This window comes from Gilvimarinus xylanilyticus, from assembly GCF_024195295.1.
Lineage (GTDB): Bacteria > Pseudomonadota > Gammaproteobacteria > Pseudomonadales > Cellvibrionaceae > Gilvimarinus > Gilvimarinus xylanilyticus.
This window is the reverse complement of record NZ_JAMFTH010000003.1, coordinates 256,585-277,254: the sequence shown is the minus strand read 5'-3', so window position 1 is coordinate 277,254 and position 20,670 is coordinate 256,585. Positions and strand designations below refer to the sequence as shown.

24 protein-coding genes and 1 other RNA gene are annotated in these 20,670 nt (G+C 56.9%); 15 read left to right on the top strand and 10 right to left on the bottom strand.

Features of this window, described 5'->3' with window-relative positions; all coding sequences use genetic code 11:
• Positions 1 to 2,538 (bottom strand): phosphomannomutase/phosphoglucomutase, encoded by a 2,538-nt coding sequence (locus M6D89_RS11755; protein WP_253968266.1) that lies wholly within the window; start codon positions 2,536 to 2,538, stop codon positions 1 to 3.
• Entirely contained in the window at positions 2,535 to 3,755 is a 1,221-nt protein-coding gene (gene coaBC / locus M6D89_RS11750; protein ID WP_253968265.1) for a bifunctional phosphopantothenoylcysteine decarboxylase/phosphopantothenate--cysteine ligase CoaBC, read from the bottom strand. Before coaBC ends, M6D89_RS11755 begins: the two co-directional genes overlap by 4 nt.
• A gap of 207 nt (positions 3,756 to 3,962) precedes the next feature.
• Between coaBC and radC the strand changes: the two genes are divergently transcribed.
• The 3 genes from radC to rpmG all read left to right on the top strand — a co-directional run bounded on the left by radC (position 3,963) and on the right by rpmG (position 5,328).
• Complete coding sequence (gene radC, locus M6D89_RS11745; protein WP_253968264.1) at positions 3,963 to 4,637, top strand: RadC family protein; 675 nt, start codon at positions 3,963 to 3,965, stop codon at positions 4,635 to 4,637.
• Positions 4,638 to 4,919: 282 nt separating this feature from the next.
• Positions 4,920 to 5,156, top strand: a complete 237-nt coding sequence (rpmB, locus tag M6D89_RS11740; RefSeq protein ID WP_253968263.1) for a 50S ribosomal protein L28 — start codon at positions 4,920 to 4,922, stop codon at positions 5,154 to 5,156.
• Positions 5,157 to 5,172: 16 nt separating this feature from the next.
• Positions 5,173 to 5,328 (top strand): 50S ribosomal protein L33, encoded by a 156-nt coding sequence (rpmG, locus tag M6D89_RS11735; RefSeq protein WP_253968262.1) that lies wholly within the window; start codon positions 5,173 to 5,175, stop codon positions 5,326 to 5,328.
• A 124-nt stretch (positions 5,329 to 5,452) separates the two neighbouring features.
• On the opposite strand, the gene rpiA is transcribed toward rpmG, so the two are convergent.
• Positions 5,453 to 6,127: a ribose-5-phosphate isomerase RpiA gene (gene rpiA, locus M6D89_RS11730; RefSeq protein ID WP_253968261.1), complete on the bottom strand. Its 675-nt coding sequence runs from the start codon at positions 6,125 to 6,127 to the stop codon at positions 5,453 to 5,455.
• 131 nt (positions 6,128 to 6,258) lie between these two features.
• On the opposite strand from rpiA, the gene ilvA reads away from it, so the two are divergent.
• On the top strand, positions 6,259 to 7,773 hold the full coding sequence (ilvA, locus tag M6D89_RS11725) for a threonine ammonia-lyase, biosynthetic (RefSeq protein WP_253968260.1): 1,515 nt from the start codon (positions 6,259 to 6,261) through the stop codon (positions 7,771 to 7,773).
• A gap of 123 nt (positions 7,774 to 7,896) precedes the next feature.
• On the opposite strand, the gene M6D89_RS11720 is transcribed toward ilvA, so the two are convergent.
• The 4 genes from M6D89_RS11720 to M6D89_RS11705 form a co-directional block, all read right to left on the bottom strand.
• Positions 7,897 to 8,505, bottom strand: coding sequence for a 5-formyltetrahydrofolate cyclo-ligase (locus M6D89_RS11720; RefSeq protein WP_253968259.1), 609 nt, complete (start codon positions 8,503 to 8,505; stop codon positions 7,897 to 7,899).
• A 12-nt stretch (positions 8,506 to 8,517) separates the two neighbouring features.
• Positions 8,518 to 8,696: non-coding RNA, 6S RNA (gene ssrS / locus M6D89_RS11715), on the bottom strand.
• A 280-nt stretch (positions 8,697 to 8,976) separates the two neighbouring features.
• Positions 8,977 to 9,285: a cell division protein ZapA gene (locus M6D89_RS11710; RefSeq protein ID WP_253968258.1), complete on the bottom strand. Its 309-nt coding sequence runs from the start codon at positions 9,283 to 9,285 to the stop codon at positions 8,977 to 8,979.
• 12 nt (positions 9,286 to 9,297) lie between these two features.
• Positions 9,298 to 9,504: a TIGR02449 family protein gene (locus M6D89_RS11705; protein ID WP_253968257.1), complete on the bottom strand. Its 207-nt coding sequence runs from the start codon at positions 9,502 to 9,504 to the stop codon at positions 9,298 to 9,300.
• Positions 9,505 to 9,893: 389 nt separating this feature from the next.
• Between M6D89_RS11705 and M6D89_RS11700 the strand changes: the two genes are divergently transcribed.
• The 11 genes from M6D89_RS11700 to hisF all read left to right on the top strand — a co-directional run bounded on the left by M6D89_RS11700 (position 9,894) and on the right by hisF (position 18,278).
• Entirely contained in the window at positions 9,894 to 10,481 is a 588-nt protein-coding gene (locus M6D89_RS11700) for a UPF0149 family protein (protein ID WP_253968256.1), read from the top strand.
• A 5-nt stretch (positions 10,482 to 10,486) separates the two neighbouring features.
• A complete protein-coding gene (gene pepP, locus M6D89_RS11695; RefSeq protein ID WP_253968255.1) occupies positions 10,487 to 11,821 on the top strand; it encodes a Xaa-Pro aminopeptidase in 1,335 nt (444 codons plus the stop codon).
• Positions 11,814 to 13,004, top strand: a complete 1,191-nt coding sequence (ubiH, locus tag M6D89_RS11690; protein WP_253968254.1) for a 2-octaprenyl-6-methoxyphenyl hydroxylase — start codon at positions 11,814 to 11,816, stop codon at positions 13,002 to 13,004. Before pepP ends, ubiH begins: the two co-directional genes overlap by 8 nt.
• The gene (locus M6D89_RS11685; RefSeq protein ID WP_253968253.1) at positions 12,997 to 14,229 is read left to right on the top strand and encodes a UbiH/UbiF/VisC/COQ6 family ubiquinone biosynthesis hydroxylase; all 1,233 of its coding nucleotides are present in this window, start codon (positions 12,997 to 12,999) and stop codon (positions 14,227 to 14,229) included. Before ubiH ends, M6D89_RS11685 begins: the two co-directional genes overlap by 8 nt.
• Before the next feature lie 14 nt (positions 14,230 to 14,243).
• Positions 14,244 to 14,588 carry a hypothetical protein gene (locus M6D89_RS11680; protein ID WP_253968252.1) on the top strand — a complete coding sequence of 115 codons (345 nt, stop codon included), beginning with the start codon at positions 14,244 to 14,246 and terminating at the stop codon, positions 14,586 to 14,588.
• Between the two features lie 197 nt (positions 14,589 to 14,785).
• Positions 14,786 to 14,995: a cold-shock protein gene (locus M6D89_RS11675; RefSeq protein ID WP_272496040.1), complete on the top strand. Its 210-nt coding sequence runs from the start codon at positions 14,786 to 14,788 to the stop codon at positions 14,993 to 14,995.
• A gap of 79 nt (positions 14,996 to 15,074) precedes the next feature.
• Positions 15,075 to 15,392 carry a DUF3301 domain-containing protein gene (locus M6D89_RS11670; protein WP_253968251.1) on the top strand — a complete coding sequence of 106 codons (318 nt, stop codon included), beginning with the start codon at positions 15,075 to 15,077 and terminating at the stop codon, positions 15,390 to 15,392.
• 114 nt (positions 15,393 to 15,506) lie between these two features.
• On the top strand, positions 15,507 to 16,100 hold the full coding sequence (gene hisB, locus M6D89_RS11665) for an imidazoleglycerol-phosphate dehydratase HisB (RefSeq protein WP_253968250.1): 594 nt from the start codon (positions 15,507 to 15,509) through the stop codon (positions 16,098 to 16,100).
• Positions 16,101 to 16,103: 3 nt separating this feature from the next.
• Positions 16,104 to 16,745, top strand: coding sequence for an imidazole glycerol phosphate synthase subunit HisH (hisH, locus tag M6D89_RS11660; protein ID WP_253968249.1), 642 nt, complete (start codon positions 16,104 to 16,106; stop codon positions 16,743 to 16,745).
• A gap of 21 nt (positions 16,746 to 16,766) precedes the next feature.
• The gene (gene hisA, locus M6D89_RS11655) at positions 16,767 to 17,501 is read left to right on the top strand and encodes a 1-(5-phosphoribosyl)-5-[(5-phosphoribosylamino)methylideneamino]imidazole-4-carboxamide isomerase (protein ID WP_253968248.1); all 735 of its coding nucleotides are present in this window, start codon (positions 16,767 to 16,769) and stop codon (positions 17,499 to 17,501) included.
• Positions 17,502 to 17,504: 3 nt separating this feature from the next.
• Positions 17,505 to 18,278: an imidazole glycerol phosphate synthase subunit HisF gene (gene hisF / locus M6D89_RS11650; RefSeq protein WP_253968247.1), complete on the top strand. Its 774-nt coding sequence runs from the start codon at positions 17,505 to 17,507 to the stop codon at positions 18,276 to 18,278.
• 115 nt (positions 18,279 to 18,393) lie between these two features.
• Here hisF and M6D89_RS11645 read toward each other — a convergent pair whose 3' ends face one another.
• The 3 genes from M6D89_RS11645 to pnuC all read right to left on the bottom strand — a co-directional run bounded on the left by M6D89_RS11645 (position 18,394) and on the right by pnuC (position 20,667).
• A complete protein-coding gene (locus tag M6D89_RS11645; RefSeq protein ID WP_253968246.1) occupies positions 18,394 to 19,239 on the bottom strand; it encodes a 3-keto-disaccharide hydrolase in 846 nt (281 codons plus the stop codon).
• 95 nt (positions 19,240 to 19,334) lie between these two features.
• Positions 19,335 to 20,102, bottom strand: coding sequence for a choline/ethanolamine kinase family protein (locus M6D89_RS11640; protein WP_253968245.1), 768 nt, complete (start codon positions 20,100 to 20,102; stop codon positions 19,335 to 19,337).
• Positions 20,095 to 20,667, bottom strand: a complete 573-nt coding sequence (pnuC, locus tag M6D89_RS11635) for a nicotinamide riboside transporter PnuC (RefSeq protein ID WP_254722332.1) — start codon at positions 20,665 to 20,667, stop codon at positions 20,095 to 20,097. Before pnuC ends, M6D89_RS11640 begins: the two co-directional genes overlap by 8 nt.
• Positions 20,668 to 20,670 lie beyond the last annotated feature (3 nt).

Sequence of the window (20,670 nt, the reverse complement as noted above, 5' to 3'; positions counted from 1 at the left end):
TTAAAAATCCAGTTGCAGGTTTTTGTTCACTTTAAGCAGCTCGCGCTTAAATAGCTTTTGTATTTTGGCGAGGGTTTCCTCGCTGTCGGCCTCAAAGCGCAGAGTGATTTCGGCCCCGGTGTTGGAGGCGCGTACCAGCCCCCAGCCTTTAGAGAAATCCACTCGCAGGCCATCAATGGTGGTGGGCTTGCCGTTTTGGAAATTGCCCTGTTCGATCAGTTGGTCAATGAGCGCAAACTTCTCGGCCTCGGGTACGGCAACGCGAATTTCCGGTGTGTTGGGCAGCATGGGGAAGGCGGCGAAAATATCGTCGATAGCCTGATCCCGCAGGGTGATAATTTCCAGCAGGCGCGCCGCCGCATACAGGCCATCGTCAAAGCCGTACCAGCGTTCTTTAATAAAGATATGGCCGGAGTACTCTCCGCCAATCAATGCGCCGGTTTCCAGCATTTTGTGTTTCATATGCGAGTGGCCGGTTTTCCACATTATGGGGCGGCCCCCGTAGCTGGAGATCAGCTGGTTGAGCTGCTTGGAGCACTTCACATCGAACAGCACGTCCGCGCCCGGGTTGCGCGAGAGAATATCCTTGGCGAACAGCATCAACAGTTGATCGGGCCAGATAATACGCCCGGCGGGGGTAACCACAATCAGCCGATCGCCATCGCCATCAAAAGCCAGACCTAAGTCGGCGCCGGTGTCTTTCACCTTGGCCAGCAAATCTTGCAAATTGGCTTCAATGGTGGGGTCGGGTTGGTGGTTGGGAAAGTTGCCATCCAGTTCGCAGTGCAGCGGGATAACATCGCAGCCCAGCTCTTCAAACAGTTGCGGCGCAACTACACCGGTCACCGCATTGCCCGCATCGATCACAACGCTAATTTGTCCCGCCAAAGCCACATCGGAAAATATCCGGTCGATGTAATCGGGGGTTATTTCCTCGTGGGTTTCTTTGCCTTCGCCTTCCAGATAGTGGCGTCTTTCGATGCGAGAGCGAATGTCTTCAATGGCTTTTTCGCTTAGGGTTTCGCCGTTAATCACCATTTTAAAGCCGTTGTAATCGGCGTTGTTGTGGCTGGCTGTCACCATAACGCCGCTGTTGGTTTCGGGCATCTCGCACACGGCAAAGTGCATAAGCGGAGTGGGAACTACACCAATGTTGATCACATCGCAGCCCGAGGCGCGGATGCCTTCTACCAGCGCCTGGCACAGTTCGGGGCTGTGGATGCGGCCATCGCGAGCCACCACAATGGATGTCTCGCCTTGGTCCTGGGCTTCGCTACCGAGCGCTAGTCCCACCGAGTGGGCCAGCTCGGCAGTAAGGCCGTCGCTGACCTTGCCGCGAATATCGTAGGCGCGGAACAGATGTTTGGGGACTTCCGCGCGGGGTTTGCTTGCCGGTGGCGCCGTGGGCGCTTTTTTGCGGGGCTGGGCGGTATCCAGCCCCAAAATGTCGGCGTCCTCTTCAATCACTTCGATATCCAGAATATCTTTGGATTGATACAGCTGGCCCGCCGCAGCCGGCTCGACTGGTGTTTCCGGGGTATCCTCGGTGCTGCTTTCCCGGCTATCTTTGTACTGCTGTGGCAATACCAGCCCCTCGCCTTCGCTACCGGGCTTGGTGCGTATCAACAGCCGTGACAGGATTAGCGCCAGGGCAAGGCAGAGGGTGACGCTTAGGCTGATGGTCAGAATCCACATGCCCGGCAGCTCGGCGGACTGATCAACCAGCGCAGCCGAGGGGGTAAACCGAACGCTCAGGTACGAGTCGGCAATGTCAACCTCGGCGGCGGGGGCGGCATCGCCCTGTCCAAGGGTCACCAGATTTACCGGCTGATGGCCGGCAAAAGATTGCAGCACCTCGGTGCGACCCAAGTGCTGGGCTTGTTTTTCGAGTGGCGCTTGCAGCGCTTGAGGGCCAAAGGTGGCCAGTAAGCTGCCGGTGGCAATTCGCTCACCTTGCAGGGGAATCGGTCGGGCAATGTGGATCTGCCAAGTCTCTGTTAGAGGGCTGACTTCTGCCAGAGTAGTTTGCCGGCGGGTGCTGCGCCGTACCAAATCCAGCTCGGCGTAGCGCACGGGCGCGCTGTGCTCGCGATCTAAGCTGATCTCGCCCTGAGGGTAGGCCCGCAGGGCCAATAAGTCGGGTTCGGCTTGGCTTAAAGTGGCCAGTAGCGTATCCAGCGCTTGCGAATCGCGATTTTCTAGGGCAGGTTCCAGCTCGGGGTTTGCGGCCCACTGTTCTACCTGTGCGGTTTTCTCTTGCAAGTACTGAGTTATGATCTCTGCGCGCTGCTCGGCTGCTTGCTGGGCGGCCTGTTCGACTCGCAGACGCTGTTTCTCAATGACCATTGAATCGTGCAGCACATAGGCCAGTAAAGCGTTCGCCAGTAAGCTGATGCCCACCAGAATAAACAGTAATTTGTGGCGGCGGGCGTGAAGTTTTTTGCGTGCCTCGCGGGCACGCTTTTCGCCCCGGGTCATTTTGGGCTGCGGATCAACGTGGTTGTCTTCTGAGGTGGGGGTCCCCGGCTTTTCGCTCATGGTGCGATGTCCTTGGTGCTTTTACTTTTTTCCGCGAGCAGGGCTATCAGTTCGCGTGCTAACTGGGTTTTACTGCATTGCGCCAGAGCTAGCTCTTGCTCTGCATCAATCAAGGTAACGGCGTTTTCGTCGCTGTTAAAGCCAATGCCAGCGGCGCTGACGTCATTGGCAATAATGCAGTTTACACCCTTGCGTTCGCGCTTGGCTTTAGCATAGTCCAGAACCCGTTCGGTTTCGGCGGCGAAGGCGACGGTGTATAGGTGCGGATAGCGCTGGGCAACCTCGGCGATAATATCCGGATTGGCTACTAGGGTTAGATGCAGGGCCTGAGCGTCGCCCTGCTTTTTGATTTTTTGCTCACTGACCGCGGCGGGGCGGTAATCGCACACCGCGGCGGCAGCGATAAACAGATCGGCGTCGGCCGCCGAACAGAGGCTGGCTTCTAGCATCTGCTCAGCTGTTTCCACGCGGGTAAGGCTGGCCCGCTCGGGGGGCGCCAGTTGGCAGGGGCCGCTGATTAGAATCACCTTGGCACCGGCCTCAAGGGCCGCCTCGGCCAGGGCATAGCCCATTTTCCCCGAGCTGTGATTGCTGATATAACGCACCGGGTCCAGGGCCTCGCGGGTGGGGCCGGCGGTAATTACCAGCGTCTTACCGCTGAGGGCGCCGCTCTCAAACCGGCCCGCCAGTTGTTCGGCAATGTCTGAAGGCTCGAGCATTCGTCCCGGTCCCACTTCGCCGCAGGCTTGGCTGCCACTGCCCGGGCCGAATATACCCAGCCCGCGGGCGCGCAAGCTTTCCAGGTTAGCTTGGGTGCTGGGGGCATCCCACATGGCTTGATTCATGGCAGGTGCCAGATAGATAGGTGCACGGGTGGCCAGGCAAAGTGTGGTCAGCAGGTCATCGCCCATGCCGTTTTGCAGGCGGGCAATAAAATCGGCACTGGCCGGAGCTATCAGTACCGCATCGGCCCAGCGCGCCAGCTCAATGTGGCCCATGGCCGCTTCGGCCGCCGGATCGAGCAGCGAGGTATGCACGGGGCGGCCCGAAAGCGCCTGCAAGGTGAGCGGGGTAATAAACTCGCAGGCCGCTGGGGTCATAGCAACGCGCACATCGGCCCCCGCCTCGCGCAGGCGACGTATCAATTCGGCGGCTTTGTAGGCGGCAATGCCACCGGTGACGCCGAGCAGAATGCGTTTGTTTTGCAGGGTGCTCATGCCAAGTAAGTGCTCGCTTCAGGTTTAGGCGTCTAAGATAACATTTAGGGCCTTGCAGCACTATTGGGATTGGCCTGCGCAGGGGCGAAAATTGTCATTTATCGATGTTTAACGAGGCATTTGCGCTCTTGCCCGAGGGTAACTTGCAAACCCTTTGCTACTGAGCTTCACTCAGGCTATTAAAGTGACGTGTTACAGGGAGGTTAAATGTCTATTGCACAATGGCCAGTGGGGGAGCGCCCGCGGGAAAAACTGCTAGAGCGCGGCGCCGAGGCACTGTCCGATGCGGAGTTGTTGGCGATATTCTTGCGCACTGGCTGCGCCGGTAAATCGGCGGTCGATCTGGCGCGCGAGCTTTTAAGTGAGTTTGGTGGCCTGCGCCCCTTAATGGAGGCCCCGAGAGAAGACTTTTGTCGCGGTGAGGGGTTGGGTGATGCCAAATACACCCAGCTACAGGCGGTGCTGGAAATGGCTCGGCGGCATCTGCGCGAGTCTTTGCAGTGTGGCGATGCGCTGACCAGCCCGGATTTGGTGCGCCGCTATCTGGTGTCGCAGTTGCGCCACAGCCCCCGGGAAGTTTTCGCCCTTTTGCTCTTGGATAACCAGCACCGCTTAATTCGCTATGAGCCGTTGTTTTACGGCACCTTAGATGGCGCCAGCGTCTACCCTCGCGAGGTAGTTAAACTGGTGCTGGCGAGTAACACCGCGGCGGTCATCTTGGCGCATAACCATCCCTCGGGGGTGGCAGAACCCAGCCAGGCCGATCGCCATATTACCGACAAGCTGGTGGCGGCATTGGAGCTGGTAGGAGTGCGGGTGTTGGATCATATGATTGTGGGCGACGGCGAGGTCACCTCATTTGCCGAGCGCGGGTTGCTGTAGCTAATGCTGTTCAGAGCAAAAAATCGACACTTTCTGGCTAAAAAAGCAACGAAAAGTTGCTATTGGCAGGCTCTTTTGGTATAAAACGCGGCTCTTCGCGGCCGGGTAACCGAGCGGTGGCTGAAAACCAGCCTCCTGAGGGCGAGTCCAGTGTATCGGACCCCGTGTTTCAGGCCGCATTGATACACACAGGCTGCATAATGAATCTTGCTCTGGGCCGCTCTGAACGGGGCGTTCGTGGAAGTGGCGCAGCGCGATTAATTTGGTATAAGAGGCAACACCATGTCTAAGGTATGTCAGGTTACCGGCAAGCGTCCCGTAACTGGAAACAATGTATCTCACGCAAAAAACCACACCAAGCGTCGTTTTTTGCCTAATCTGCACACCCATCGCTTTTGGGTTGAGGCTGAAAAACGTTTTGTTAAGCTGCGCGTCTCTGCAAAGGGTATGCGCGTAATCGATAAGCGTGGCATTGAAGCTGTTCTGGCTGATCTGCGCGCGCGTGGTGAAAAGGTTTAATTGAGGAGAAATAGTCATGCGCGAGAAGATTCGTCTGAACTCTAGTGCCGGCACAGGTCATTTCTACACGACCGACAAGAACAAGCGCAACATGCCCGAGAAAATGGAAATCAAAAAGTTTGATCCCGTTGCTCGCAAGCATGTGATCTACAAAGAAGGCAAAATCAAGTAAGCTGATTTTGACCCGCTACAAAAAAGCCCGGCCAGCAATGGTCGGGCTTTTTTGTGTTTAACGTCTGACGCCGGAGGTTTGATGTCTGACGCTTCTTTGCGTCGGACCTCAGACATCCGACGACTTATTTCGGCTTTATCGTCTCCACCCCATCACTGCGTCCCAGCAACAGTACATCCGCTCCCTTATGGGCAAACAGGCCATTGGCCACCACCCCGGTAATCTGATTGATGCGCAACTCTAAATCTTTAGGGTCGGTAATCGACAGGTTGTGGACGTCCAGAATCACATTGCCATTGTCTGTCATTACGCCCTCGCGATAGACCGGGTCGCCGCCCAGCTTAACCAGTTCGCGTGCGACGTAAGAGCGGGCCATGGGGATCACCTCGACCGGTAAGGGAAACTCGCCCAGCACTTTTACCCACTTGCTTTCATCGGCAATGCAGACAAACTCGCGGGCTACCGCGCGTACGATTTTCTCGCGGGTTAAGGCGGCGCCACCGCCTTTGATCAGTGCCAGCTGGGCGTTGGATTCGTCGGCGCCGTCGACATAAGCCACCAGTTCGCTGACCTCGTTTAGATCCAACACCTCAATACCCAAGCCTTTTAATCGCTCGGCCGAGGCGTCGGAGCTGGCCACCGCTGCGGCGAAATCGTCTTTGAGTTCGCCCAGCATATCGATAAAAAAGTTCGCCGTTGAGCCGGTGCCAATCCCGAGAATACTGTCTTTCTCTAACTTGGGGGCAATGTAGTCAATGGCAGCGCGGGCCACCGCTTGTTTGAGTTGATCCTGATTCATGGCAACCTCGTGGAAAAAGTGTGTCGCCATTATACGGCCTGCCCGCCAATTTCGCAGGTGTCTGTATCGGTTGTGCGGCGATAGCCTGAGGTTTATCATGCGACGACTTATTCACCGGCCTCGATTTGTTTATGACTGACTCCTATATCAAGCGAATTCTCAATGCGCGTATCTACGATCTGGCGGTAGAAACCCCGCTGGAAAATGCGCGTTTGCTTTCTCAGCGCACCGATAACCAGGTGTTGCTCAAGCGCGAAGATCTGCAGCCGGTGTTTAGCTTTAAAATTCGCGGCGCCTATAACAAGCTGTTACAACTGAGCGAAGCCGAGCGAGCCAAGGGCGTTATTGCCGCGTCTGCGGGCAACCATGCTCAGGGCCTTGCGCTTAGCGCCCAGCATTTGGGGGTCAAAGCGATCATTGTGATGCCTCGCACCACGCCCGCGATTAAGGTGGATGCGGTGCGCGCTCGCGGCGCCAAGGTGGTCTTGCACGGCGATAACTTTGACGAAGCGGCCGCGCACACGCAAAAACTGATTGAAGAAAAGGGTTACACCTATGTACACCCCTTTGATGACCCGGATGTGATCGCCGGGCAGGGCACGGTGGCCATGGAAATCTTGCGTCAGTACCCCAAACACATCGACGCTATTTTTGTCGCCGTGGGCGGTGGCGGACTCTGCGCCGGGGTGGCGGCCTACGTTAAATATGTACGCCCCGACGTGAAAGTCTATGCCGTGGAGTCGGAAGAGTCGGCCTGTTTGAAAGCGGCCATGGAGAAAAAGCGCCGGGTGAAGTTGCCGCAAGTAGGTATTTTTGCCGACGGTGTGGCGGTAGCGCAAATCGGCAAAGAAACCTACAAAGTTTTAAAAGACAATATCGACGGCGTGCTTACGGTAAGCACCGACGAAATTTGTGCGGGCATTAAAGATATTTTTGAAGACACCCGCTCCATTGCCGAACCGGCCGGTGCGGTAAGTGTGGCCGGCTTGAAAAAATATGTAGCCGAGCATGGCATTAGCGGTCAGACCTTGGTGGCCATTGACTGTGGCGCCAATATTAATTTTGATCGGCTGCGTTATATTTCCGAGCGCACCGAAATTGGTGAAAAACGTGAGGCCGTGCTGGCGGTGACCATCCCCGAGCGTCCCGGTGCCTACAAAGAATTTTGCCAGACTCTGGGTAAGCGCAGTATCACCGAATTTAACTACCGCTACGCCGATTCCGATAAGGCGCGTATTTTTGTCGGTATTCAGGTCAGTGCCGATCCGGCCGATCGCGATGAATTGGTGGCCGAATTACGCGGTAAAGGTTATGACTTGGTGGATATGACCGATAACGAACTGGCCAAATTGCATATCCGCTACATGGTGGGCGGCCACGCCGCCGAAGTAGAAGACGAAATGGTCTTTCGCTTTGAATTTCCCGAGCGGCCAGGGGCTCTGTTACAGTTCCTTAATTGCGTCGCCGGCCGCTGGAATATCTCGCTGTTTCACTATCGAAACCACGGTTCTGCTTCAGGTCGCGTACTGGTGGGTATGCAAGTGCCGAAAAAAGAGCGCGCCCAGGTGCGCAAGTTTTTGGCCGATATCAATTATCCGTTTTGGGAAGAGACGGATAATGAAGCCTATCAGTATTTTTTGGGGTAGGTGAAAAAGTGTCCGATGTCGGAGGTCTGACGTCGGATGCAAAACACCAAGATCCAGGTTTGGGGTTTGACAGCGGGACGGGAGCGAAATAATTTTTCCGCGTTCCGCGTTCCGCGTTCCGCGTCAGACATCAGACTTCAGGCGTCCGACAATCACTTCCCTTTCCGTCACCACTGCATCCAACGGTATATCCCAGGCTTCCAGCGGCAGCTTCTCCACTTCCTGACACGAGTGCGCCAGGCCGATCAGCTTGGGTTTGCGGTGGCCGGGAGTGCGGCGCTTAAAGGCGAAGGTGGTATCGTAAAAGCCGCCGCCCATGCCCAATCTGCCGCCGGAGCGGTCAAAGCCTACCAGGGGGGTTAACACGAGATCCAAATGCTGTGCCGACAAGGGCGCACTTTGGTGAGCAACGGGTTCGGGAATACCAAAGCGGTTGCGACGAAAGTGGGTTTGGGGAGTGAAGGGCGTAAACCAGAGTTGTCGTTTAAGCCAGGGGTGAAGCACCGGCAAATAACACTTAATACCCGCACGCCACAGCTCTTTAGCAAGGGGGCGGGGGTCCAGTTCGCCGTCGGCTGGCCAGTACAAGGCCACTTTTGCGGCGCGTGTGAGCCAGGGGTGATTACGCAATTGTCGAGTTAGCTGTTGCCCCGCTCGACGCTGGTCATTGGCCGACAGAGTACGACGTCGCTGACGCAGTTGGCGGCGTAAATTTTGACGGGAATTATTCATAGAAAGGAAATTAAAAACCCCAAGATGCCGCTGTCAAGTGGGCCTTGAACCCTAAAGTTCAAGGGGTGGCTCCAGCGATGTTATTAGGCTTTCCGGACGTGCGGACGTGCTCACAAACACCAGCAAGGAGCTACCAGGTACAGCATTATCGGCTCAAGGACATCGTCGACTGGCGTACATCCCAGGGTATGGATTTATTATAACAAAGAATGCCGTTCGCCCCAAAGAACTAGCAGTACTAAAGTTAGAGCCTATTAACACTCATTATCCACAACCCGACTCCGTGCATGTGCCTGAAAGGTTAAAGTAATGCAGGAGCAATCGCCGGGGGCTGGAGCCAGTTTGGCCTCAGCGATGTTGCCGAGACCCAAAGCCCTCGATGCGCCAGCTTGCGCTTATTGGGAATCACTAAAACGCGCCCACTCGCTAACAACACCATTTGTCTGCAGGGCGGGGGCTCCCCAAGCGCGTCTAATTCGTGTGAACAGGCCCTAGTTCATCCAGTTGTGATTCTATTTTCTCTTGCATACGATTGATGACGCTGGAATCAATGGTTTGGGCCGCGCCCGAGGTTTGCGCCAGCAGCAGTTCGTGGCTCAGATTGAGCGCCGCCATTACCGCAATGCGCTCCAGGCCGATCACCCCACCAGAGGATTTTATCTGGCGCATGCGCTGGTCGAGAATCTGTGCCGATTCAATTAGGGCGCTGCGCTCGTCGGCGGGGCAGGCGACCTGATAGTCTTTATCCAGAATTCTTACGTGTATGGTTTCGTTACTCACAGGGGCCTCGTGCTAGTCGGATTCCAGGCTTTTAAGACGGGAAATCATGGCTTCAACCCGCGAGCGGGCCAGTTCGTTTTTCTCGACTAAGCGCACGCGTTCGTGGCGCCAGTCGGATTCGCGCTGTTTGAGTTCGATATTTTCCTGTTGTAGTCGGCTGCATTGGCGCAGCAGCTCGTCCAGTTTAATTTCCAGGGTGTGTAGCTGTTCGTCAGACATGAGCAGATGACCAGTGGGAATTGTGCGGCTACTTAAGCCCGGCAAGTTTAGAAGCGCGGTGTGGACGCAAGCTGCGGCGGACCTTACAACCTTAAAGTGTATTCTAGTTTATGTGCGTATGGCGCGAATATCAAAGATATTTTGCATCGCTTTACAGGGCGCCGTCCGAGTCGTTCGCCGCCTGTGCTAGCATAGCCTTCACAGAGACTCGGTTTATATCGATCAGTTCACCGAAGCGAATGTTTTACCGCAGCCTGCGAAGGCGGTAAAGCCCGAGCTTGAGTTATTTTTACCTGAGAAAAGGACGCACAAGCCGATCGCGCCGCGACCCTGGTGTTGTATGGCTTGAGTGGCTCTTTGCTCATACCCCCGTCGGGAGATTTTTTTGCATGTCTGATATTGAAAAGGTGGTTAATGGTTTCGATGAGTGGGACGAACGCTTCGCCCCACTCGATGCGGTGAACAGTCCCGCCGAGCTGCAGGGAATGCTGTGCGGCCGTCTGTGCGGTACGCCGTTAAACGAGGCCGATTGGCTGCGTTTGGTAAGCGATTTTATGGCGCTGACCGACGAGCCGGATCAGGCCACCACTAATGCGCTGCTGGATTTTCTAAAACAAACCCAGGGACAGCTGGCCGGTGAGGGGTTTAGCTTTGTGCTTTTGTTGCCCGACGATGAGGCGGGTATGGCTGAGCGGGTGGCAACGTTATCCCAGTGGTGCCACGGCTTCTTAAGTGGTTTTGGCGCCTCGGGGGCGGTGGAGCAGGGCGATTTGCCCGATGAAATGGCCGATACCCTGGAAGATTTCGCGGCGATCGTACAGGTTGAGGCGGACGATAATGACGCCGCCAGCGCCGAGAGTGACTTTATTGAAGTGGCTGAGTATGTGCGCATGTCGGCACTCACCATTTACCAGGCGTTTCACGGTACTGATAGCCCCAGCGCCGAGAGTGAAACAACCCCCGGAACCTTACACTGAATCTTATGAGTATTAGCAAAGCCGAATTTGCCCGCCGGCGCAAAGCCTTGATGGCGGTGATGGAACCCAACAGCATTGCCATTGTCCCCGCGGCGCCCGAGCGCACCCGTTCGCGCGATACCGAGTATTTGTATCGCCAGGACAGCGATTTTTATTACCTGAGTGGCTTCACCGAGCCCGAGGCGGTGTTGGTGTTAATACCCGAACGCGAGCACGGCGAGTTTGTCCTGTTTTGTCGCGATCGAGACCCCGAGCGTGAAATTTGGGACGGCTACCGCGCCGGTCCCGATGGTGCCTGCCGGGACTTCGGCGCCGACGATGCCTTCCCCGTGGATGACATTGACGATATTCTGCCCGGCCTACTCGAAGGCCGCGAGCGCGTGTACTACGCCATGGGCAAAGACGCCGGCTTTGATCGCCAGGTGATGGAGTGGGTGAACGCCATCCGCGCCAAGGTGCGTTCGGGCGCGACGCCGCCAGGCGAATTTATGGACTTATCCCACTTTTTGCACGACAACCGTCTGTATAAAAGTGCCGCCGAGTTGCGGTTGATGAAAGAGGCCGGTGAAATTTCGGCCCGTGCCCACTCGCGTGCCATGGCGTACTGCCGCCCAGGGGTAATGGAGTATCAGCTGGAGGCGGAAATTCTGCACGAATTTGCCATGGCCGGTGCCCGTCACCCCGCTTACAGCACGATTGTGGGTGGAGGCAAAAATGGCTGCATTCTGCACTATGTGGAAAACAGTGCGCCCCTAAAAGACGGTGATCTGGTGCTGATTGATGCCGGTTGCGAATACCAATACTACGCCGCCGATATCACCCGCACCTTTCCCGTAAATGGCCGCTTTAGCGAAGCGCAAAAGGCGCTCTACGATATTGTGTTGCAGGCCCAAGAGGCGGCCTTCGCCACCTTAGTTCCCGGTGCTCACTGGAACGAACCCCACGAGGCCTCGGTGCGCGTAATAACCGCCGGATTACTTGAGTTGGGCCTGCTCGAGGGCGAGCTGGATACCCTGATTGAAGAGGGCGCTTACCGCCGTTTTTATATGCATCGCATCGGTCATTGGCTGGGCATGGACGTTCACGATGTGGGCGACTACAAGGTTGGTGGTGAGTGGCGGGTGATGGAGCCGGGCATGGTGATGACCGTTGAACCCGGCATTTATGTAGCCCCGGACGATGAAACCGTGGCCAAAAAATGGCGCGGTATTGGTATTCGTATTGAAGACGATGTGGCCATTACCAAAGAGGGCTACCAGGTATTGACCGACGCGGTGCCCAAAACCACGGCCGATATTGAAGCGTTAATGGCGCGGGCGGCCGCAGAGCGGAGTGACTGACTTGCACGATTACGATCTTGCGATAGTGGGTGGCGGTATGGTGGGGACGGCCTTGGCGTTGCTGTGTCGGCGCGCCAACCCCGCTTGGCGTATTGCCTTGATCGACCCGGAGCCCCCGGTGGCGAGCGCGGCTCCGGCACGTCCCAGCTTTGACAGCCGGGCCACGGCGGTATCGGCGGGTAGCGCCCAGTGCTTTGTCTCGCTGGGCGCGTGGGACCCCCTTAGCGCCAGCGCCGCGCCGATTCATCAAGTGCATATTTCCGATAAAGGGTATTTGCCGGGCCAGCGGATCGACCGCACCGAGCATGGCGTCGAGGCGCTGGGGTATGTGGTCCCCAATCGTTCTATCGGTGCGGCATTGGCCGAGAGGCTGAGCGAGCAAAGCGCGATTGAATCGCTCACCGCGGCGGTTGAGAAGGTGGAGTTTGGCGCCGAAGCCGCACGTCTGACACTCGACTCTGGCGAGTCGGTAACCGCAAAACTGGTGGTTGTGGCCGATGGGGCCCATTCGGCTCTGCGCGATCGCCTGGGGATTGCAGTGCGTGAGCGCCAGTATGGCCAGCGCGCCGTGGTGGCCAATGTGCGGGTGAGCAAAAACCACCACAATAGCGCCTATGAGCGTTTTACCGATCAGGGGCCTTTGGCGCTGTTGCCACTGGCAGACCCGCGCGAGCTGGCGCTGGTATGGACCCGGCCCGAGAATACGCCTGAGCCCAGTGACGACAGCGCTTTTTTGGCCGAGCTGCAGCGACGTTTCGGCTATCGCCTGGGACGCTTTGAGGCGGTGAGCCCTCGTGCGGACTACCCCTTGGCGCTGCGCGAGGCGGCCGAGCAGGTGCGCTCGCGCCTGGCGGTGATGGGCAATGCCGCCCACTCGTTGCACCCGGTAGCGGGCCAGGGGTTTAATCTGGCCCTGCGCGACTGTGTGGTGTTGGCCGAGTGTTTGGCGTCGGCAAAAGATCCGGGCATTTTGGCTTGCTTGCAAGCCTATGAGCGCGCGCGTCTGAGCGATCAGCAATTAACCGCTTATCTCAGCCACAGTATGGTTAAGTTGTTCACCAGTGCTAACCCGGCGGCTGTCACCCTGCGCCACAGCGGCCTGTTGGCGATGGAGCTGCTGGCACCCTTAAAAACCGGTTTTAGTCGTCAGATGATGGGGTTAACGGGGGTTCACTATGCCTAACAGACGCATGGGCGCTGACACCGCGTTTGACCTAATCGTGGTCGGTGCCGGCATTGTGGGCACAACTTTGGCGCTGCGTCTAAGCCAGGGCACTCCCGGCTTAAAGGTGGCGCTGATCAGCCCCAAGCCCTCGGAGCGCGGCGCTCCAGAGGAGACCTTTGACCCGCGGGTGGTGGCTCTCACCGCCGCTTCACGGGAGCTGCTGACTGGGCTCAACATCTGGCCATCGGTCGAGAGGGTACGCGCCTGTCCTTACACCGCCATGCATGTCTGGGACGGTGAGGGCGGCGGAGAAATCGACTTTAGTGCCGCCGAGCTGGGCGTCGAGGCGTTGGGCCACATAGTGGAAAACCGCCTGTTAGTGGCAAGCCTCGAGCGTGAACTTGAAACACAGGGCGTAACCTGGATCTCAGGGCAGGTGACGGCCCTGGAGCACGAGGGCGATGCGGTGGCCGGGGTGCTCTTGGCCGATGGCACCGAGGTGCGCGCCGCCTTAACCCTGGCCGCAGACGGCGCCCGCTCGGCGCTGCGCGATATGGCTGGGCTTGCGGTGCGCGAATGGTCTTACGGCCAGAGCGCCATCGTCACCACGGTTAAAACCACTCAAAGTCACAACTTCACTGCCCGGCAGCGTTTTATGCACACGGGCCCACTGGCCTTTCTGCCTCTGGTGTCCGCGCCCGGCGAGTGCGCGCCGCGCTACAGTTCAATCGTCTGGTCGGCGGATGAGCCCCTGGCGCAATCGCTAATGGCGCTGAGCGACGCCGATTTTGGCAAGCGCTTGGGGCGCGATTTTGAATACCGTTTGGGCGAAATAGAGCAGGTGGCGAAGCGCTATTGCCTGCCGCTGACGCAGCGCCACGCCCGCCGCTACACCTGCCCAGGCTTCGCTCTGGTGGGGGATGCCGCTCACAGTATTCACCCTTTGGCGGGCCAGGGGGTAAACCTGGGGCTGTTGGATGTGGCGGCCCTGGCGGGGGAGATAGAGCGCGCTCGCGAGCGCGGTGTCGCGCTGCAGCACGACTCTATTTTGGCCCGTTACGAGCGCGCCAGAAGGGGCCACAACCTGACCATGATGGCGGCGATGGAGAGCTTTAAGCGCCTGTTTGGGGCGCGGGATTTGCGCCTGCTTTGGTTGCGCAATCGCGCTCTGAGTGCCGCCGACTCCCTGCCGCTGCTTAAAAATACCCTGGCTCGCGAGGCCATGGGCCTGTCTCTGTCATAAAACTGTAGATAAATATGAAGAAAATTACATCACTGGCATACTTTTTCAATGCACTTTTACTATTGTGGCTGTTGGCTGCGGCCGGTTTTTTGGCCGCCGAGCTGAGAATAGAGACCATTTTTGCCGCCGGCCTGACTCTGACGGTTGCCTGGTTTGTGTATAAGCGCCAGCGCTGGGGCTATTTCGCGGCGGCCGCCTGGGGGCTGGCCTGTTATCAGCTGGCCAAAGAGGAGTTGGCACTCGAGCTGGTAAAAAGACCGGCGATGCTGGGGGGATTTGCGGTGGTCGTAGTCGCCCTGTTTTTGCACGAAATTTTTTGTCGGCGCCCCAGTATCGCGCGCGACAATCCGCCATCGTGAGGCCCGTGCTTGAATTGGGCGGGGGCAGATGATTTAATTTTCGCCATTACAGCCACAGGCGAAAGAGCGTAGGTCTGAGTAACGGACGACACAACAATTGGGCTACAGGCCCTAGGCGGTTTAAGTTAGGCCTTACCCGGTTGGGTGAGGGGTTTGCAAGTCGGTACGCCGACATTTTATGGAAGCAAGAGGGCGTTATGTCTGAGTTGGTCAGTGGTGTTGTAAAGTGGTTTAACGATGCGAAGGGTTACGGTTTTATCGAGCGTGAAGGTGGGGCGGATGTATTCGTCCATTTCCGCGCGATTAATGGCACTGGCCGTCGCACTTTACTCGAGGGGCAGAATGTGACCTTCGAGGTGGTGCAGGGGCAAAAAGGCCCTCAGGCGGAAAACGTTACGGCAGTATAAGCTCGCCCTAAACCCTATTTTTTGGAATTTACCGCCCCGGTTGCAAGCGCAGCCCGGGGCGCTTTTGTGTAAAAAAACTATGTCTGATCTCGCCGCTGTTACCTGGTTATTCGCCCTGATTGCTGTGGGCTATTACTGGTGGCGGGCCCTGCAGGCCAAAGATGTCGCCTTTGCCGCCGCTGTGCGACACTGCCGCGAGATGGATGTGCAGATGCTGGATCAGAGCGTGTACCTGCGTCGCCTGTGGTTTAAACGCAACCGCAACGGGGTGTTGAGCCTGTGGCGCGCTTTTTATTTTGAATTTACTTCCACCGGGGAAGACCGCTACACCGGCCGGGTGGTGATGCTGGGGCGGCGGATTGAAGGTGTTCAGCTGGACCCTCACAAGGTGCATTAACCCCCAGGGTGACTGCCACCCCAGCCGAGCCCGCACATGCCCGACTGGCGCACCCTTGCCGCAAACCTTTATAATCCGCCTTTTGCCCTCGGGGCGGTTCAGTCGGAGAAGGTCATGTCAGAGCGCAAAGCGCAGGTTTCCCGCGATACTCTGGAAACGCAAATCAGTGTCGAGCTGGATTTAGACGGCACAGGCTGCGGTAAATTTGATACCGGGGTGCCCTTTTTAGAGCACATGATGGATCAGATTGCCCGCCACGGCATGATTGACCTGGATGTGTACTGCAAAGGCGACATTCACATCGATGATCACCACACCGTGGAAGACATCGGCATTACCATCGGCCAGGCCATTGCGCGTGCGGTGGGGGATAAAAAAGGCATCCGTCGCTACGGCCACGCCTATGTGCCCTTGGACGAAGCCCTGTCGCGCGTGGTGATCGACTTTTCCGGTCGCCCGGGGCTGATTATGAAAGTGCCCTTTACCCAAAAGCGTATTGGCAAGTTCGATACCGAGCTGTTTTCCGAGTTCTTTCACGGCTTTGTCAATCACGCCCAGGTGACCCTGCACATTGATAGCCTGCGCGGCGACAATGCTCACCACCAGATAGAAACTGTGTTTAAAGCTTTCGGCCGCGCCCTGCGCATGGCGCTGGAACCGGACCCGCGTATGGCCGGTATCATGCCCTCTACCAAAGGTAGCTTGTAAACCATGACTGAGTCAGTAGCCGTTATCGACTATGGCATGGGTAATCTGCACTCGGTAGCCAGTGCTTTGGGCAAGGTGTGCAATCACAAGATTCACGTCACCAGCGACCCGGCCGTAGTGGCCGCCGCCGATCGGGTGATTTTCCCCGGGGTGGGCGCCATTGGCGATTGCATGGGTGAAATTCGCCGTTTGGGTTTTGATGCACTGTTGCGCGAGCAAGTGGCCAGCGGCAAGCCCGTGCTGGGTATTTGCGTGGGCATGCAGGCGCTTTTGACTCACAGTCAGGAAAGCGGCGGCACCGAGTGCATTGATTTGTTTCCAGGCGAGGTGAAGTTTTTCGGCCACGATCACAAAAGCCCCGAGGGCGAGCCTTTAAAGGTGCCGCACATGGGCTGGAACCAGGTTGAACAGGTGGATCACCCACTGTGGGCGGATATCCCGCAAAACAGCCGCTTTTATTTTGTGCACAGCTTTTACGTGGAAGACACCGGCAGCGAAGTGACCGGGCGCTGCGAATACGGGGTGCGTTTCGCCGCCGCCCTGGGCCGCAACAACCTGTTTGCGGTGCAATTCCACCCCGAAAAAAGCCACACCGCTGGCCTGCAGTTACTGCATAACTTTGTGCGCTGGAACGGCCAGCGCTGATTGAACTAAGAGATTCTTACCATGCTGATTATTCCCGCCATCGACCTTAAAGACGGCCAGTGCGTGCGCTTGCGTCAGGGGCTGATGGACGACTCCACCGTATTCTCCGACGACCCTGTGGCCATGGCCACCAAATGGGTCGACGCCGGTTGCCGCCGCCTGCACCTGGTGGATTTAAACGGCGCCTTCGCTGGTACCCCGGTTAACGGTGACGTGGTGACCGCCATCGCCAAAGCCTACCCCAAGTTGCCGATTCAAATCGGCGGTGGGATTCGCTCCGCCGAGACCATCGAGCACTATATTAAAGCCGGGGTGGAATACGTGATTATCGGCACTAAAGCGGTTAAAGACCCGGGTTTTGTCACCGACATGTGCCGCGAGTTTCCGGGCCATATTGTTGTCGGCCTGGACGCCAAAGACGGCTGGGTTGCCACAGACGGTTGGGCCGAGGTTTCGGATGTTAAAGCCACCGACCTCGCGCGCCGCTTTGAAGCCGATGGCGTGAGCGCCATTGTCTACACCGACATCGCCCGCGATGGCATGATGCAAGGTGTGAATGTGGACGCCACCGTCGCCATGGGTGAGGCGTCCTCTATTCCGGTGATTGCGTCGGGTGGTATCACCAATATGGACGACATTCGCGCGCTCAAAGCCAAAAGCGCCAGTGGTATTTGCGGTGCGATCACCGGCCGCGCCATTTACGAAGGCACCCTGGATGTCGCCGAGGCGCAGGCCTACTGCGACAGCGCGGAGTAATTTATGGGCCTGGCTAAACGCATAATTCCCTGTCTGGATGTCGACAACGGCCGCGTGGTAAAAGGTGTGCAGTTTGTCGATATCCGCGATGCCGGTGACCCGGTGGAAATTGCCAAACGCTATAACGAGGCGGGCGCCGACGAAATTACCTTTCTGGATATCACCGCCAGCCACGAGGGCCGCGACACCACCGTGCACACGGTCGAGCGCATCGCCAGTGAAGTGTTTATTCCCCTCACCGTGGGCGGTGGTATTCGCACCGTGGAAGACATTCGCAATATGCTGAACGCCGGGGCCGACAAGGTCGGCATTAACTCGGCGGCGGTACACAATCCGGATTTTGTGAAAGCCGCTTCCGACCGCTTCGGCGCTCAGTGCATTGTGGTGGCCATTGATGCCAAGCAAGTCAGCGCTGAGGGCGAGCCCAAACGCTGGGAGATTTTTACCCACGGCGGTCGCAAACCCACCGGCATAGATGCGGTGGAGTGGGCGAAAAAAATGTGCGCCAACGGCGCCGGTGAAATTCTGTTAACCAGCATGGACCGCGACGGCACCAAAAACGGTTTTGATTTAGAGCTGACGCGAGCCATCAGCGACGCCGTGCCCATTCCCGTTATCGCCTCGGGCGGCGTGGGTAGCCTGCAACACCTGGCCGATGGCGTTACCGAAGGCCGCGCCGATGCGGTTCTGGCGGCGAGCATTTTTCACTTTGGTGAGTACACCGTGGGCGAGGCCAAAGAATTTATGGCCGAGCGCGGCATTGAAGTGCGGCTGTGAAAGAGCGCTGATATTAGCTGCTGACAAAAAAGCCCCGCTCGAACCGAGCGGGGCTTTTTTTATTGCTGGAGACTATTGATTACCGCTACGGGCAGTCGTTAGCGCGTTTAAATTCTTAGTACTCGCAAGCCTCAGGATCATTGGCGACAAAATAAGATTTATAGTTGCTCGCCTCTGGGTCCATACAGCCTTTTAAGTTCAGCAGTTTGACTGAACGAAATTCAATGGGCGCACTTTCGGCCTGCAACGCAATATAGCCCTCGGTCAGCGGTGTGCCGTCATCCAGTTGCATGCCGCTGTAGCGAATAACTTCTTCGCCTTCTACCCGATGAATGGCGAGCTCGTCGCCGTGGACCTCAACTTCTGCGCTTACCCATTGGTCACCGTGATAGGTTTTACTGGTGCTTTCAATAATGTGATCTTCGCGCAGCTCGCCGTTGTAAACCGAGTGGGAGCCTGGCGTGACCAGGTTGGAGGTATGGCGCTCATCGGTGCCATTGCCGCCCAGTAACTGCACTTCCATACAGGCGGGGTAGCCCTGTTCCAGGGCCATGCTCTCGGGGGATTGAGCGTGATACATAATACCGTTGTTGCGCCAGGCCCAATCGGGGGCGCCCGCAGCCTGCTCGCCTACAAAGCGATACTCGATTTTTATGCGGTAGTGAGAGAAGGGCTGGTTATAAAAGATATGGCCATTGCGCCCCTTAAATTCGTCGTACTGGTCGTAGCTCACGACCAGTTTACCGTCTTGTACCCGGAAGGTATCCAGCGCATTGTCGTTTAATGGGTAGCCGGCGATTTTAATGGTCCAATCGGTTAAGTCGCTGCCATTGAAGAGGGTTTGCCACTGCTCGGTTTCGGGTTGTGAGGCGTTTGGGAGCGGCTCGCTGGTGGAGTGACTGCAGCCTGCTAACAGTGCAGCACAGTATATGCCGAGGGGTAAGAATTTGATCTGGGGCATGATGTGGTCCTGTTGACTATTGTTATCGGTGGACAGAGTTTAGCGGATAGTGGCGTTAGGAGCACCTATCGGCAAAAAGTATGGGTTAAGGAGCGTTAACCTTTGCTGTTTTGACTTTTTAATAAGCGCAACACAGCTTCCCACAGGTCGTTGGTCCACTGCGCCAGCTCGTGAATAAAAGGTTCTGTCACCAGTTGTGGATCAATGCACCAACGGTCGATATCGGCGTGGCCCAGAGCGGCATATTCCCAGTCAATTAAATACAGCTGGCTTCCGGTGTCCAAAATATTCTCGGCAATTAAATCGTGGTGAGTGAGTTCGGCGGGCCAGTCTCCTTGGTCAAAAGCCTCGAGACGGGGCAGAAAATGATGCCAGCGGTCGCGCAGTTGCGCGTCAATAGCGGCGCTGGATTCCAACTGAGTCCAATATTGTTGCAGGTATCGCAAATAGCTCCGCCTGCCGGTAGCGGGGGAAAGGCGGCGCACCCTCTGCAGCAGCGCCAGCAGTCGCTTGCGCTGCTCGGGGTTGGCCATATCCGCGGGGTTCCAGGTGCGGGCTTGCACGTAGGGCAAGAGCGCGAAGCGGTGTGCCGGATCGCGGTAGATAGGTTCGGGAGTAATGCCGGCCAGCGCCGCGGTGTGAACAATTTGCGCTTCATCGTCGCGATCAATACCCAGGTGTCGTCCGCGCGGGTTATTGATACGCAGAATGATCGAACGGGTCGAGCCTGGAACCTGCAGCTGAATATTGCGATTGGTACGACCGCCGGGAATTGGCCCCAATACTTTCGGTGGGGCGTCGAGTGGCAGCGGCCAATCGCGCCAGCCCGCGAGTATGGCTTGAAGAATATTCTGCTCAGCCATAGGCGGCTTGTCGGCGATAATCCCTTTGCCAGTTGATTAGGCCAAATACCGAGATTATTAAATAGCACACCAGCAAGAGCGCGGTTAAATACATTCCGCGGTCGATAAATAAAAATATCGAAGTGCTGTTAATAACCATCCAGTAAAGCCAGTTTTCTAAAATTTTGCGGGCTACCATAAAGGTGGTAATCACGCTGGCCCAGGTGGTAAAAGAATCCACGTAGGGCCAAGCCGCTTCAGTATAGCGGCTTAATAAGGTGCCGGATACTAAGGTGAGCGCTGCAATGGCAGCCAGAGTGAGGCTGTGCTGCTTTAGCTTCCAGCGTTGTACCGGCAGCTGTGTGTCGTTGCTACCGCCGTGGCGCCATTGCCACCAACCGTAAACCGCCATTGCCATATAGTAAACATTAAGCGCTGATTCCATTAGCAGCTGAACATCCCAAAACAGGGCGGTGTAAATCGCTGTGCTGGCAAAGGCGCAGTACCAGCACCAACTGTTTTGTTTGACCGCCAGAAGCAGATAAGCAATCGCAAGAATGACTGCCGTTATTTCCCAGCCGGACATCTG